This window comes from Clostridium thailandense (genome assembly GCF_019207025.1).
Taxonomy (GTDB): domain Bacteria; phylum Bacillota; class Clostridia; order Clostridiales; family Clostridiaceae; genus Clostridium_AM; species Clostridium_AM thailandense.
Map to the genome: position 1 here is coordinate 1 of NZ_JAEEGC010000164.1, position 15,899 is coordinate 15,899.

Below are 15,899 nucleotides of genomic sequence, written 5' to 3' on the forward strand. Positions count from 1 at the left end.
TATGTTTCCAAAGCTGAAGGCACATATAAAAACTTTTTAGTCAATCTTAGCAAAACATTTTAGAAAATCTTAGAATTATTTATATGTTTGAGGCACGAGTTTATAAATGATTCTTAGATTTTCAAAATGTTGAGCTTTTAGATTGATCAAAAGTTTTTATCGTGCTGAATCTTGGAAAAATATACCAAAGTGTAAGTCTACTTTCGGCCGTGGGCATCTATAAACTATTTACTATACCAATTTTTTATAATTAATGCGCTTTGCTCACTAGGATAATAGCGTTTATCAGAACTATTCTCACCTATTGCAAATATAGAAATGCCTAGAAGCCACGATTCATTTTCAAACTCTTTTTTGTAGGCTTCAAAACAATTAGCCTGTTCCACTTCATTTAAAATATCGTCTTGATTTGGATTCCATGGCTCAGCTGAGGCCTTATTAATCTTAGGGAACCCAAGTTCTCCAAAGAAGATAGGCTTGCCCCATGCTTCATGAAGTTTTTCTATTTGCTTCTTTACATTTTGCCTTCTAGTATAACTTTCTGTACTTTCAATGGCCTTTACTAACTCTTCCACTGTATATGTATCAATATTAGACTGTTTGTCCGTTAACTCAAAGTAAGCTGCTATAGATATAAAGTCTAGTTTTGAAAACATCTTATTATTTAACTTGCTTTGGTAATCTTCATTTTTATACCACCAACTTGTCCTATAAGTCACTAATCCATTATAATAGCTTCTAACATAATCAATAGTGTCACACCAGTAGCCCTCTGCGTATTCCATATTTGTGAAACTTGATCCTATATTTAGAACGTCTATATTATATGGAACTAAAATTTTATCTATTAATTCTTTTAGTACATTAGTTTTCCAGTTCCAAAAGAAAGTATTTATATTGTCAGGCTTCCATTTCGTTTCAGATTCACTACCGTTAGCAATCCATGGGTAAGGCTCTAGTATTATATTTATATTTTTCCCCTTCAATTCTTTTATCAAGCTTATTGCTCTTTCCTCACTCTCCTTGTCTACTGTCATATTGCTAGAAGTCAAATCTTCTATTTTTATTGTTACAGGTATATTTAAAGTATTAAGTTGGAATTTATCTATATCCTTTAAAACCTGATCAATATTATAATCTGTAGATAAATTACCAGATTTAATTTTAGTATCAAGAAATTTATTTGAGCTTCTGCTCTGGATACTAAAATGTATTTGACTCTCATTTTGTAGTTTTTTACCTTCCTTAGAGTGTATGTTTTTACCAAGATTTAATGTGTACTTTTCTCCTGGCAAATATCCGCCTTCTGGTGCTGTTACTTTAATTTCTTTACTATTGTCTCCAATTTGAACTCCTGAATTCACCTTATTTCCTTTACTGTCTGACACTAGTATAGATCCTTTAGTTAAATCATCAAAAATAACTTCACTATTAAATTTAATTGTCCAGACTTTATTTGAATCTACAGTTTGATTATCTATAAAACTTGCAGCCTGTACATTAGTTTCTGCTAATAATAAGGTAGTAAAAATAACCACTGATAGAATTTTATTTTTCAATTTATTGTCCTCTCTTTCCTATTATGTATAAGTTTTTGCATAGGTTTAAAATTATGTTACCAATCTTCAACTTTTGTCTTAAGAATATTGTACATTATATTCCATTTAAATACAATTTGCTTTATTTTTTTGAATTTTTAATATCTTATTTTCATTAAAAATAAGCTTTTAATATTGTTTAAAAATTTTAAGTAAAAAAGCGAATATAAGAATTTCATTTTTAGTGGTTTACTTTAGAATTATGTTAACATAATATTGTAATTGTCAACAAAGTCATGACATCATTTTGATAGTGTATAAAAATCACTTCGGAAAATGTTGAAAATCTCAACAAATACAAAAACAGCCTGGTATTTTAGTTGAAAAAATTATCAACTAAAATATCAGGCTGTCTCTTAATTATATTATCGTAGAAATACTATTTAGAAGACTGCCCATAATTCTTGTACATTGGAAAGCAATTATTCTCATAAGGTATATACATACTGTGCTTCCGCATATAAATAGAAGGAATTAGTTCTTTTATATCTACCTCAACCTTCTCATGTAGTTCTTCTATATCCTTTCTTAGAGATTTATTAAAAGCATCTGTAGCAGCATAAATGCCGGCTTCAATAGAAGCTACAAAAGCACCCCAAGCAGTTAAAACTACAGCAGATATAAATGCTTTACCAGCCCTTTCAGCTGCCTTTTTCAGACAACTTTCCAGCCATTTAGGCAGTACATATTCTACCTCTGTTAAAATTCGCGTAGGATAGCAAACTCTAATAACTATATCCTGATGTAAGGCTCCAAATACAGGAAGTTTCTCTACCACCTTGTACTCAATGCAACTATATCCCTCTGGTGGAATGCAAGGCTTAAACCTTCCAATTATGTTTCTTAATATATTTTCAGCATTCTTAGTTTCTTCTAAGATGTTTTCCCAAATCTCACTACCCTCTTCTACCCATTGTCCGCCCAACTTTTCCACATGCTCTTTCCAGGCCTTCCAGTTTGGGATAGGTGGAGCAGCTATTACTGTTTTTCGTACATTTGATTGCCTGCTCTCATTAAAATTGACGAATGGTTTAGGAAATGAATTTAACATATAAGAGCCATGATACTTCATCCATTTCCTGCAGCATTTACAACACATGTATGGGGCATAGTAGTTATTATACAAACTTATTACCTCCCTTTTTTATATATAAATTTAATTATTATATACATCTTATGTTATTAAGAGTTCTATTGTTCCTTTTTTAATGTTGATGTTTAAGATATGACCATCCTATCTTCACCGTACCAAATAAAAATAGGTATAAGAGCAAATTTCTCTTATACCTATTTTTTAGAAGTAACTTATATACTGTTATAAATTCAAAAGCTAAAATATATTTTTTACCGAACTTTCTAAACATCATCAACAAGACTATCAAATCCATTCCCCTTACCCCATACAGACATAACAGGCATAACATTTACAAAGGCGTTTACATCATTGCCAGCTATAAATCTCTTGATTAACATGCTTTCACGTGGAGAACAAATTGTAACCAGCTTAATTCGAGTTAGATTCATATATCCACCTTTAATCTGGTAAGCACTGACTCCTCTGTTCATTTTATGTAGTATATAATCTGTTATTTCCTCATGTTTATCGCTTATTATTTCTATTTGAACCTTTTTAGAACCAAATCCAAAAAGAACCATATTCATTGCCTTCATAAGTATTATCTCTGAGATAACTGCATATAGGGCTATATTCATACCATAAATAATAGCTGAAGATATAATTATTATTGCATCTATACCAAGCAAAAGTTCACTAATACTAATAAAAGGGAAAACTTTATGATGTAATATTTTCGCTAAGGTATCAGTTCCACCAAATGAAAATCCTCTTTTTAGTATGAGCCCGCACCCTAATCCACTTATTATTCCATAATAAATTGAAGCCAGCATTAAATCATTACTTATAGAAGGAATTTGCAACTTATCAAATAGAATTAGTATTATAGGAAAAACTAGAGATAACGTAATTATTTTAAACCCTTCTCTTTTTCCAAGGGTTGCCCATGCGATAGCAAGTACTAATACTGATAATGCATAGTAAATATAAGTATATTTTATATATATCAGCTTGTCTATTATGATTGATATACCAGTAATTCCTCCAGTAGTTAATCCATTTGGCTTTAAAATCGAAGTAGTTGCAAATGCACAAAGTACACATCCAGCTAGTAAAAATAACAAGTCTAATGCCGGTCTTCTGTAATCAATTTTTTTCACTTTATCGCCCTCCATAATAATTTCATATCTAAATAATATATTACAATATATTATAAATCAACATATATGAGATATTAAATTTATGTTAAGTATCTCAAGCTAGGTGAAAAAATACACGTTATGTACAAAGCTTATCAATAAAAAGCTAATTTAGTGTACCTCTTAATCTTTTTTATACTTTTTCCTTCTTTAACCGTTGCTGTATCGATATTTTAGATACTATTTAAAAATTTCAAGCCAATGCTAAGTTTTTAACATTGGCTTTTTATGTATTTACTAACTATATCATGTCAATTAGAGACTCTATGCTTTTTGTTGTCCTACTTTATAATTTGGTTTAATTGATTCATTTTCCTCAGTTACATTCATTACAAACACTGAAGCTATCATTAATGCAATTCCAAAAAATTTTATAAAAGAGAATGGTTCTCCTAGAACACTCCATCCTAATATAACTGCGACCACAAGTTCTATACTTGATAAAACACCTACTTTAGAGAGTTCAATCTTCTTAGATATACCATAAAAATAAAGTGAATATGGTATAGAAGCTGTCACCAAACCTAGTAAAGCTATTATAGGTAATGTTTTTATATTTGTCATATATCCTACTAAGTCTTCTAACCTAGCAAAAGGAATCATAAAAACAGCCCCAAATAAAAAAGTATAAATAAGCACACTTATTTGGTTATCATCTTTAAAAACACCTTTTCCTATTGTAGGTATATTAGCATATACTACGGCTGAACCAATACCTAATAGTAATCCTATCAGACTAATATTAGTAAAATTTAAGTTTCCACCTGTAACACATATAATGCACCCTAAAAAGCATAATAATAATGAATATTTTTTTCTTAAGTCTATATTTTCTTTATAAAACAACTTAGAAAATAATGCTAAAAATATTGGTGATGTATATAAAAGTACTGCTGCCACGGCTACTCCCACATGTTGTATGGCTTTAAAGTAAAACATATTAAATAAACATTGTATTAAACCCATTATAACTGAAAAACCAAATTCTTTTTTAGTAAGTTTGAACCTATATCTTTTTGTCAAGGCATATATAATTAACCCCAAACAACCAAAGAATAGTCTGAAAAATCCGATTTGCTCTGATATTAAGTTGTATTTCATTAATACACTGGCAAAAATACCTATAACTCCCCAAAGGCTTGCTCCTAATATTAGAGCTACGTATCTATTCATTTTTTCATCCCCCTCGTAATTTGAATACTTAAAACACATAAATTATCCTAAAATAACAACTCTTATATATCTAAAGTCTTACTATTTATTACAATAAATACAACTTCCTTTTATCCTAGGATATAGATCATCTATAATATAATTGTATTAAGCCTAAAAGTCTATGTCAAGAAATATCTAAAAATTTTTTTTAAGAACTAAAAAAAAATAATCAAACTAATTAGGATTAGAATCAATCTCAATTTTTAAATTATGTTTACTGTTTCCTAAGTCTTCAGACTGAACAGGCTAAAACCAAAAAACAAAGGGGTTGCCGTACTTACCTAAGTGCGACGACCCCTTTACATAAAAATTATCTACTTATTAATGAATCTAATCCAGCTTGTGATGTTAGTTTTTCAAGATTATTAAATATCTTCTCTTCGTCCCAGTTCCACCATTGGAGCTTTATAAGAAATTCTATCTTTCCATCACTAAAACGCTTCTTAATAAATTTGGCTGGGTTACCTCCGTAAATTGCATAGGGTTCAATGTTTTTTACTACAGTTGAATTAGCAGCAATAATTGCGCCATCACCAACTTTAACCCCAGGCATAATAGTTACATTCTGTCCAATCCATACATCATTGCCAATCACCGTGTCACCCTTAAAAGGTAAATGTTCTACTGTTGGAGTTACTTTTTCCCATCCACCTCCAAAGATATTGAAAGGATAGGTCGTAATTCCATCCATTCTATGGTTTGCGCCATTCATTATAAACTTAACACCTTCAGCTATTGCACAGAACTTGCCTATTATGAGCCTATCTCCCAGGAATTCATAGTGGTGTTCTATGTTATCGTAAAATTTCTCAGGAGAGTTTTTATTGTCACTATAGTAAGTGTACTCTCCTATCTCAACATTAGGTCTTTTAGGTAAATTGCTTATATAGCAAACTGTTTTTATATTTTCATTTGGATAAAGTTTTTTCTTATCTGGTCCAATCATAATATTTATCCCTCCTATTCCCCACCAGCAATCAATTTATTTTCTTTATTAAATAACTTTGCAGATAGAAGCATTCCTAAGAAAAACAGAGCACCAGAAATCTCATACATGATTACCAGAGAAAACTGAACCTTTAACCATCCTGCTAAACTCATTGTAATCACCATTGCTCCCATAAAAAGTGGGTTTAGAACACCATTAACCCGTCCTACAAATTTCTCCTCAGTAAATTGTAGAATAAGAGTATTAATTCCAATGTGAATACAAGGCATAAACAATCCGTTGAAAAACTGAAATACAATAGTAGTTATCCAATTTGTAGATATTCCAATCCCTATAATTGATATAGCATTGGTAAGCATACCAATGGCAAGGAGTTTTTGTGGACTAGTCTTTTTTGAAATACTAAGCAGTAAACCACCTCCTATAAGCATTGCTGCACCATTTGTTGCAAGCAGCCATTGCAAATTTTCCTTTGGCAAACTCAATCTTTCTACTATAATAAAAATTTCTAGAGGTTGAATAATGCCCACCGCGAAACCTGCTATAGCAAAAACTCCACCAAGTATAGTAAGTACTTTTCTCTCCCATACATATCTAAAACCGTCACTTAATTCCTTCCAAAAATTTGCCTCTACTTTTTTATTTTCTTCTTTTTTATCAGCAGGCAGAAATGTCAATACTACTGCCGATAGTAAAAATGCCACTCCCATTACCCCGATTGCAATATCAATGCCAAATCTTTGATATACAAATGTACCAAGCATCGGTCCTATAATCATGAAAATTGCCATTAATGTTTGAAACATTGCCATTCCAATTTGAAGCATTTCAACAGGCACATGAATTTTGAACAGCTTCATAGAAGATGGCTGGGAAAATTGTGAAAGAATAGATGAAATAAAGGTTACAAAAAATACAGCTTGCCAGGTACCAAAAATTATTGTAAGCAGTACTAATAATACTGAAATAGCACTTAATAAATCACACCAAACCATTGTGCGTTTTGGACGCCAGCGGTCTGCATAAGTCCCTCCTATAAAAGAAAAAATAAATATTGGCGCAAATTCTGCAACAGAAATCATTGAAACTGCAAAAGGGTCATTCTGGGTTTTCTCCATTACAAACAATAGAATAGCAAAATTACGAACCCATATCCCTATTTGCAGCAAAATACCAGAAATCATGATAACTTGAACAAAACGATTTCTAAAAAAACTTACTGCTGTAGGCGACGAATTTTCCATTTAATCACTCCTGAAATTTATTCAAAATTAGAATCTTTCTTACTATCAAACTTAATTGTACAACCTTAAGCTTTCCCCCTGACTATCAATCCACATATGTAGAAGCTCCTTTAAATCGTCAACTTTTTCTGTGGCTCCTTCTATTTGTTTAAGCTTTTCTATCACTTCAAACGTAAAAGCATTTTCTCCATATGTTTTCCAATCCTCTTGTAGTTTCTTTGACTTAAAGTTACCCATATTTAATTTAAACTTTATTCCCTCAAAAGGCTTATATAGATTAGTACATATATCTACAAAAGAATACCCTGTAATTGTATTATGTATCTTAATTATTCCCATTTCCACCTCTTGCTGCTTATAATTATTAATAAGTTCTTTTCTATTTAACTTTTCCATCCTATTTTCCCCACAATTCCTATAATATTTGCTTCCATCCTTTGTTCTGCTTAAATATCCATAGTCCACTAGATAACGTCGTATAGTAGCATCATCTCCGTAGATAGTTTTGATGAGATTTTTTACTTCCTTTTCTGTATATTCCTTCTTTGGTTCAAATAAGGCAGCAAATCTTGGCAATAGTTCTTTTCTTTTTCCTTCTCTAGTCGGGAAAATTCTAAGTTTATGTGGCGTTAACGTTGGTATATTCTCTTCTGCTAACTCCATTGCTGCTAAAAAGGCTCTTGCATGCCTTGCTCGCTCTCTTAATGCAAATCTCATATTTCTTACTGTTGATTCTGTACAAGCAAGCTTACTAGAAATTTCTTTGTCAGTATATTTGTTTGATGTCATTATTAGAAATTCTTTTTGAATTTCAGTAAGTCCAGTATACTTCTTGTCTAGCAAAAGCAGCCTTTCAATTGGATTACCATGCTTTTCACTATGAGCTTTTACATTATCATTACTTTTGCCAATTTTTTCGCCACATACTAGGCAAATAAATTCTCCTTCTTTGCTGTTCCAAATGTATCCCCTTTTGAAATCCTCTATTGTTGCATTACGAAACATCTCCTCCATTTTTCCCTCCTGTCTATTATTTTCATAGACATATTAACATTATTGATTATTATTGTCAATCTTCTTCTTATTTAAACTGATACAATTATAGGCAGCGAAGCTCTAATATCAAAATAGATAGAAGGCATATTTAAAAATATTGAAAGAATATATGTAAAAACAGACATGAGAAATATATAACATGGAGAGATTATGATCCTTTTGTTTTTTTAATAGATTCAGAATTTGCGCCTGCACAGATACGTCCAGCATGGATGTGGGTTCATCACATATAAGCAGCTTTGGATTTAGCGAAAGAGCTCGTATAATAGATAATCGTTGAGCCTGTCCTCCACTTATTTCGTGTGGATATTTTTTTAACTGATCTTTAGATAATCCAACCTTTTCAATAAGCTCATAGACCATTTCTTTTTCTTCAGCTTTATTCTTTGCCATTTATTAAGGAACACATTCAAACCATATAAAACAAAAAGTACTCAAGGGCAGAAGGGCTGCTCTTGAGTACTTTTAATTTTAGGGCTTAGGGTTTAGAGTTTAATATTAAATTTATTTCAAAACTACATTTATTTATAAAGCAATTTACATGCCAATACTCTAACCCCTGATATTTATATTTAAAATTCTAGATTGTATCATTTTGAATATATTTTAGGTATCATATTGATAAAATACTTCAAATTAGTTTCATTTTGAAAATTCAAACTAGATCCTTACCATAGACTGCGCTGCCGGGAATTACAGTACCCATCAGACATTAGCTATAAACAAAGTGTCCAGGCGACACCTCAACCATTTTACCGTCCGATTTAATGTTTTCTTCATCGTAAGTAAAGATCTTCTTATTCCTTTCATAAACAGGATCAGGTACAGGGACTGCCGACAGCAGCGCTTGTGTATATGGGTGAACAGGTTTATTGAATAATTCTTTTGTTGGTGCTAGCTCCATCAACTTACCGTGAAACATAACGCCAACTCTATCACTAATAAAGCGAATGATTGAAAGATCATGAGCTATAAAAATAAATGTAAAGCCATATTCCTTTTGCAAACGTTGAAATAGTGTAACAATTTGCGCCTGAATTGAAACATCTAAGGATGCAATCGGCTCATCAGCAATAATTAAATCAGGCTTCATACCAATGCTCCTTGCAATGGCGATACGTTGGCGCTGTCCGCCCGATATTTCACCCGGGTATTTTGATTTATAGCTTCTATCCAATCCAACCACTGACATCAAGTCGTCTATTTTTTTTTGCAATTCTTCTTTGCTGTTTATTATATGATTAACCTGTAACGGTTCAGCAATAATTTTTTCTACTGTCATTCTCGGATTGAGGGCAGCAGCAGAATCCTGGAATATAATCTGCATATTCTTTTGAATATCTTTTTTGTTTTGATTATATATATTTTTATCAGAAATCATATTTCCTTTAAAATATACTTCCCCAGAAGTAATCGGATATATTCCCATAATTGTACGTGCAATCGTTGATTTTCCCGAACCCGTTTCACCAACAAGGCCGAATATTTCCCCCTTATTAACCTGAAAGCTCACATCATCTACAGCCTTAATTGTAAAATTTTTATTTATATAAAAATGCTGTTTTAAATTGCGAACATCGATAATTGTTTCTGAGTTCATAATTAGTTCTCCTTTTCAGTGAAATAGGTGTTTTAATTCTTGGCGACCTTTCATCAAGCAGCCAAGTAGCTGCACTATGTGTCGGCGTAATCTGAAACATTGGCGGCATCTCCTCGTAGTCAATCTTCAAAGCATAGTCGTTACGAATAGCAAATGCATCCCCAGGCGGCGGATCCAGCATAACAGGTGGCATCCCCTGAATGCTCTTCAGGCTTTGGCCTTCTTTTACGATGGATGGCAATGCAGAAAGCAAGCCCCATGTATAAGGATGACGGGGATCATAGAACACTTCTTCCGCTGTACCAATTTCAACTATTTTTCCAGCATACATTACAGCAACTCGATCTGCAATACGTGCAACAACGCCTAAATCATGGGAAATAAAAACAATAGATATACCAGTCTTATCCCTAATATCCACAAGAAGATCAAGTACTTTTGCTTGAACTGTCACATCAAGTGCTGTGGTTGGCTCATCTGCGAACAATATTTGGGGATTGCAAGCCAATGCAATTGCCAGGACGCACCTTTGACGCATACCACCCGAAAAAAAATGTGGCTGCAAGTCAAATCTATATAATGGCTCATCAATACCTACTAAATTCAGCATTTCTATTGCTCGTTTTTTTGCTTCCTCCATGCTTACTTTATTGTGTTTCAATATACATTCTGTAATCTGTTTCCCAATTGGAATGGTTGGATTCAGTGTTGTCATCGGGTCCTGAAACACCATCGACAAAACACTTCCTCTTAGCTCACGCATCTTTTTTTCATTGTAATTAGTTATATCTTCACCATCAACTATTATCCGTCCGCTCTTAATCTTTGAAGTTCTAGGCAGCAACTTCATTATTGACTGACACATTACAGTTTTTCCACAGCCGGATTCTCCTACAATAGCCAGGATTTCACCTTTTCTTAGTGATAAATCCACCCCTCTAACAGCTTGAACTTCTCCCTTAGGTGTATAAAAGCTAACCGATAATTTTTCCAGTTGCAAAAGCGAATTCATAATTGATAACACACCTCCTTATAATATGCATAAAAATACCGGGTATTCACTAGAACACCCGGCTAGAAAGTATATCTTCTTACTTATCTTTTTAGTGTCCACTCTTCTACGTTCCACATAACACCTACTGCATGGTGTCCAAGAACTCTTTTTGTATCAAGGCCACTAAGACCTGCAACGCTTACATAGTTGCCATCAAGATATGAAATCAAAACTACACCTGGCTGCTCTGCATATGCAGTCTCAAATTTAGCATATAATGCTTTTCTTTCATCATTATTAGAAGAATGTCTTGCGGCTCTTAGCAGCTCATCCACATTTTTATTTGAGTATGACATTGTATTGCCGCTTGCGCCGGTAGTCATTGCAGAATAGCATTTATCTGGATCAAACTGAGCAGCATCGCCATAAAGGTAACCATTATAGCCAGCTTTCCAGTCAAACTTTGTAACAAGCCTAACTTCCATATCAACGCCTGCCTCTTTAAGCTGCTTAGAAACGATATTGCCAATATCTACACGTTCCTCTTCATAATCACGAATCTGAATTGTAAAGTGAAACTTTTCTCCATTTCGCTCATAAATTCCATCACTGCCCTTTGTCCATCCGAGATCTTTCATCTTTTCTGCAAACTTATTGACGTCATAAGGATAAATATCAGCATCTTTATTTCCACCATAAGAATTTATCTGAATTGGACTGTATGCAACAACTCCTCTTCCTTTAAGTACGCTGTTAACGATAGACTTCTTATCAATTGCATAATTCAGCACACCAATTGAATCAGCATTCTTTTTCCAGAAATCAGTTTTGAAATCCATTGCCAATCCACGAAAGTCCGCTGTTTTGAAATCGATATTCTTGAAAGCATTATTTCCACGAAAACTTTCTGCATATTTAGCATTCAGCCATGCAAGGTCTGCTTCACCTGACTTCAGCATTGTTGCTTTTGCACTTTCCACAGAAACAGTTTTATAGATTATTTTCTCAATCTTCGGTACCTTATCGTAATAAGCTTCGTTTCTTTCAAGTGTAATCATACCGCCTGTAGTATCCCATTTAACAAACTTATAACGGCCTGTACCCACTGGACTCTGGTTGAATTTTGTTGTGTTGATGTCTTGACCTTCCAGTAAATGTTTTGGAAGAATACCTATAGCAAAGTAATCAAGCATAGCTGCATTGTATTTAGAAAGTGTAATTACAACCGTGTGGTTATCCGGTGCAGTAACACTTTTGATATCTTCATAGTTGCTGGTAATACTAGCAGAAAGTGTCTTGTCCTTTGTCAAAACACCATATGTAAATACAACGTCATCAGCGGTAAAATCTTTACCATCATGCCATTTCACACCTTCTCTCAAATTGAAGGTATATACTAAACCATCATCACTGACTTTATAACTTTTAGCCAGGTCCACAACTGGCTTTCCATTTGCATCATACTTCATAAGTCCTGAAAAGATAATATCAGGCAGTTCATCGTGGCTGTTGAGTATTGGATTAATAGTATTTTCAGACTCACCTGCATATACCAAAGTGTTGGAAGGGCTCGATGTACTAGGTGTGCCCGATGTACTCTTATTTCCGCCACAAGCTGCCAAGTTTAAGCAAATTAATAAGCAGATTGCTAATGGCGTAAATTTTCTGATTATTTTGTTAAAATTCATGAATTTTCCCCCTAGAAATATTTATTTTATTAAAAGAGCAATGCTCTTATAATACATATTTACAAATTATTCTGCATTTTATTGGTTTCTTTTCTTAGAAAATAACCAATATTGGTTATGCACATTAATGTTACAATCAAGAATGCTCCTGGTATAATGATTACCCACCAGGTATTAGTTAACAGTGCTCTGTTTGCAAGTGAGAGCATGCTGCCCCAGGAAATTACATCCGTAGGAAGCCCAAGTCCAAGAAAGCTTAAAGTAGATTCCATGGACATACTTGTGCTAATACTGGATATTACAACAAACATTATTACAGAAACAAAGTTTGGAATTAAATGCACCATCATTAAATGTAAAAAATCAGCTCCCATACATCGTGATGCAAGCACATATTCACTATTGCGTATCTGCCTGACTTCACTTCGTACAATTCTTGCCAGACCAAACCAGCCTGTCACACCAATAGCGAAAGAAATCTTTATCATATTTTGTTTTCCCATAATTGACACAAGTAATAATATAATTAGCAGCGTTGGTATACTGTTTCCAATCTCTGCGGCACGCATCATAAATCCATCAACCTTTGTATTTGCACTACCGCTGATACAGCCATAGGTAACACCGATTGTTGTAATAACCATCATGCTAAGAATACCAATGATAATCGAAACACGGCCACCATACCAAATCATAGAATAAATATCACGTCCCAGTGAATCTGTACCCAAAAAAAATACCGAACTTGGTGCTTCATTCAAATTCTGCAAATAAAAACCTTTCGGGTCATGGTTTTGTAAATGTTCTGCAAAAATACAACACAAAAGAATAATAGTAAGAACAACAATGGATACGATTGGTTTTTCCTTCAAACGCTGCCAAAGTGCCAGCTTCTTTTGCTTTGGTATGTGCATCTTATAATTAGGACCAACAATTTCAAACTTTTCTTCATTTATTTCTTCTATTTCTTCATTTATTTTTTCCATCCTTGAACCTCCAGTTGCTTCATTCTTGGATCAATTACTTCATTGATTGACTGTGCAATAAGGCTGCTCAAAATAACTAACAATCCGTTAATCAATACTAGCAGCATCAAAAGATTGTAGTCATGATATTTTGCACTTTCAACTGACATCGCACCAATTCCCGCATAATTAAATACCGCCTCTGTAATAATTGTTCCACTCAATACATGCGGAATAGAAATTGCCATTATACTTACAATCGTTGGTGCCACATTACGAAGACAATGTTTTAATACAATTTGAACCTTAGTTAAACCTTTCGATTTTGCTAAAAGCACATAATCCTTCCGGATCTCGTCCAAAAGCTTATTTCGAATCATATAGGCGTAATACCACAGATGACTCATTATCATAACAATCAGTGGTAAAATCATATGCCTGATGCGGTTAGACACATCGCTAGCTTTTCCAAAATCATAGGCACCGCTGCTAGGCAGCAAATTAAGATTTACGCTAAAAATCAATATTAAAACAACACCAAGCCAGAAAGGAGGTATATAATAAGCCGCCGTTCCAACTTTGCAGATTATTCGATCAAACAGTGAATCTTCGTTCAGAGCACAACATACAGCAAGTAATACTCCAAGGATAAAAACGAGTACATATGCTGTACCACCCAAAATTAATGTATTTCCTATAAGAGGGGAAATGACTTGAATCGCTGGTATTTTATATTTCAATGATAGGCCGAAATCACCCTGGCATGCATTGACAAACCATCTAGTATATTGAATATAGATTGGAGCATCCAAACCCAACCTTTCTCTGGCTGCGTCTAGCTCTTGTGTAGTCATTGACTCAACAGCATCACCGTAAAATGATTGTAACGGATCTCCCGGTGCTAGACGAGCAAAACAAAATAAAATTACAGATAACAACAGCATGGTAAAAATTAAACTAATAGCTCTTTTAGAAATTTTTTTAAAAATTATAGTTTTTGTATTCAAGTAATAATCACTTCTTTCAGTTTATATAATTTTGTTGTTATTTTTATCAATTTCGTATTTATTTTACAGCAATTTTCGTGCCAATATTTCAAACCCTTACTGATGTACTATTTTTTTATATTTTTCTCAAAATAATACTAATATAAGTTTCAAAATGATAATATTTATCATTCTGAAACCAGCTGCCTAAAAATAAAAAGTACTTAAGGCATACTTGCTGCTCTTAAGTACTTTTTATTTTAAATTCACATTTTTAACCCATTTATCCACAATTATCATAAACATTGGATAATATCTATGCTCACATTTGTATTCAAAATATAATATATTTAAATATGCTAACCAAACTTTATATATAAACTATAGTTTTATTTCTTCCACTTGCTTTTGCAACATATAACTTTTTATCAGCTTGAGATATTAATTCTTCCAAGTTTAATTTTTCATTTTTATATCCATGCACTCCAAAACTTGATGTTATATGAATATCTACATTGTCATAACTAAAAGTTGTTTCATCTACTAGTTGTCTTATTTTCTCGGCAACTTCATAAGCACCATCTGAATCGATGCCTTTTAATACTATTAAAAATTCTTCTCCTCCATATCTTCCTACCCAATCTATATCTTCACGAATAGATCTTGTAATAAGCCTAGCAAAGTCTATTAGTACTTCATCTCCAATCAGGTGCCCATAAGTGTCATTAACATTTTTAAAATAATCGATATCTGCCATAATTACAGATATGGCATCCCCCTCTATTATGCTATTTTTAACATCTATTGGAAGTCTCTCATCTATATATCTTCTATTATAAATTCCTGTTAAATAATCTTTTACAATCTTCTCATTCATTTCACTAACCAAGTTTTCAACATTATTGCCTTTAATCTCATTGTTAACAACAAAGGTGCTATTTGTAGTAATATCTTTTATAGCTTCAATAATATATATTTTTTCTTTAAAAGTAATTGGACTTGCATTTATCAGAAGCATTTTTCCTTCTATATATTCAATCTTTACAAATGTGTCATTATTTAAATATGCATTCATTGAAATACTCTTATCACAAAATTCTTCTCTTTTCAATATCCAGTTGCAGTTTTCATTCATTTTCACTTTACAATTATTCTCAATAATAACTGATTTTTTTTCAATAGGATCAATTATTATTATAACGTCATATAGAGCATCAAATACTTCTAACTTTTCCTTTAAAAATTCATACACATCCATATAATAGTTACCGCCTTCTTGTTTTATTTCCATACTATTCCGAATATTTGAAACTAAAAAACCTTTAATTTT

The 15,899-nt window shown here is 32.8% G+C and carries 14 protein-coding genes; all 14 read right to left on the reverse strand.

The window, feature by feature from the left end:
* Window positions 1-224: 224 nt before the first annotated feature.
* Window positions 225-1,256: a glycoside hydrolase family 113 gene (locus tag I6U48_RS25265; RefSeq protein WP_312891142.1), complete on the reverse strand. Its 1,032-nt coding sequence runs from the start codon at window positions 1,254-1,256 to the stop codon at window positions 225-227.
* 721 nt (window positions 1,257-1,977) lie between these two features.
* Window positions 1,978-2,724 carry a hypothetical protein gene (locus tag I6U48_RS25270; protein ID WP_218323247.1) on the reverse strand — a complete coding sequence of 249 codons (747 nt, stop codon included), beginning with the start codon at window positions 2,722-2,724 and terminating at the stop codon, window positions 1,978-1,980.
* 230 nt (window positions 2,725-2,954) lie between these two features.
* On the reverse strand, window positions 2,955-3,833 hold the full coding sequence (locus I6U48_RS25275; RefSeq protein ID WP_218323248.1) for a YitT family protein: 879 nt from the start codon (window positions 3,831-3,833) through the stop codon (window positions 2,955-2,957).
* 303 nt (window positions 3,834-4,136) lie between these two features.
* Window positions 4,137-5,045 (reverse strand): DMT family transporter, encoded by a 909-nt coding sequence (locus I6U48_RS25280; RefSeq protein ID WP_218323249.1) that lies wholly within the window; start codon window positions 5,043-5,045, stop codon window positions 4,137-4,139.
* Window positions 5,046-5,397: 352 nt separating this feature from the next.
* Window positions 5,398-6,033 carry a Vat family streptogramin A O-acetyltransferase gene (locus I6U48_RS25285; protein WP_218323250.1) on the reverse strand — a complete coding sequence of 212 codons (636 nt, stop codon included), beginning with the start codon at window positions 6,031-6,033 and terminating at the stop codon, window positions 5,398-5,400.
* A gap of 14 nt (window positions 6,034-6,047) precedes the next feature.
* The gene (locus tag I6U48_RS25290; RefSeq protein ID WP_218323251.1) at window positions 6,048-7,280 is read right to left on the reverse strand and encodes an MFS transporter; all 1,233 of its coding nucleotides are present in this window, start codon (window positions 7,278-7,280) and stop codon (window positions 6,048-6,050) included.
* A 51-nt stretch (window positions 7,281-7,331) separates the two neighbouring features.
* Entirely contained in the window at window positions 7,332-8,294 is a 963-nt protein-coding gene (locus tag I6U48_RS25295; RefSeq protein ID WP_218323252.1) for a DUF2087 domain-containing protein, read from the reverse strand.
* Between the two features lie 108 nt (window positions 8,295-8,402).
* Window positions 8,403-8,729, reverse strand: coding sequence for an ATP-binding cassette domain-containing protein (locus I6U48_RS25300; RefSeq protein WP_246615551.1), 327 nt, complete (start codon window positions 8,727-8,729; stop codon window positions 8,403-8,405).
* Window positions 8,730-9,048: 319 nt separating this feature from the next.
* Complete coding sequence (locus I6U48_RS25305; RefSeq protein WP_218323253.1) at window positions 9,049-9,936, reverse strand: ATP-binding cassette domain-containing protein; 888 nt, start codon at window positions 9,934-9,936, stop codon at window positions 9,049-9,051.
* Window positions 9,878-10,948, reverse strand: a complete 1,071-nt coding sequence (locus I6U48_RS25310) for an ABC transporter ATP-binding protein (protein WP_218323254.1) — start codon at window positions 10,946-10,948, stop codon at window positions 9,878-9,880. Before I6U48_RS25310 ends, I6U48_RS25305 begins: the two co-directional genes overlap by 59 nt.
* Before the next feature lie 83 nt (window positions 10,949-11,031).
* On the reverse strand, window positions 11,032-12,486 hold the full coding sequence (locus I6U48_RS25315) for an ABC transporter substrate-binding protein (protein WP_246615552.1): 1,455 nt from the start codon (window positions 12,484-12,486) through the stop codon (window positions 11,032-11,034).
* A 191-nt stretch (window positions 12,487-12,677) separates the two neighbouring features.
* On the reverse strand, window positions 12,678-13,604 hold the full coding sequence (locus I6U48_RS25320; RefSeq protein ID WP_218323256.1) for an ABC transporter permease: 927 nt from the start codon (window positions 13,602-13,604) through the stop codon (window positions 12,678-12,680).
* Window positions 13,592-14,590 (reverse strand): ABC transporter permease, encoded by a 999-nt coding sequence (locus I6U48_RS25325; RefSeq protein WP_246615553.1) that lies wholly within the window; start codon window positions 14,588-14,590, stop codon window positions 13,592-13,594. Before I6U48_RS25325 ends, I6U48_RS25320 begins: the two co-directional genes overlap by 13 nt.
* 349 nt (window positions 14,591-14,939) lie before the next feature.
* Entirely contained in the window at window positions 14,940-15,827 is an 888-nt protein-coding gene (locus tag I6U48_RS25330) for a GGDEF domain-containing protein (RefSeq protein WP_218323257.1), read from the reverse strand.
* Between the last annotated feature and the right edge of the window lie 72 nt (window positions 15,828-15,899).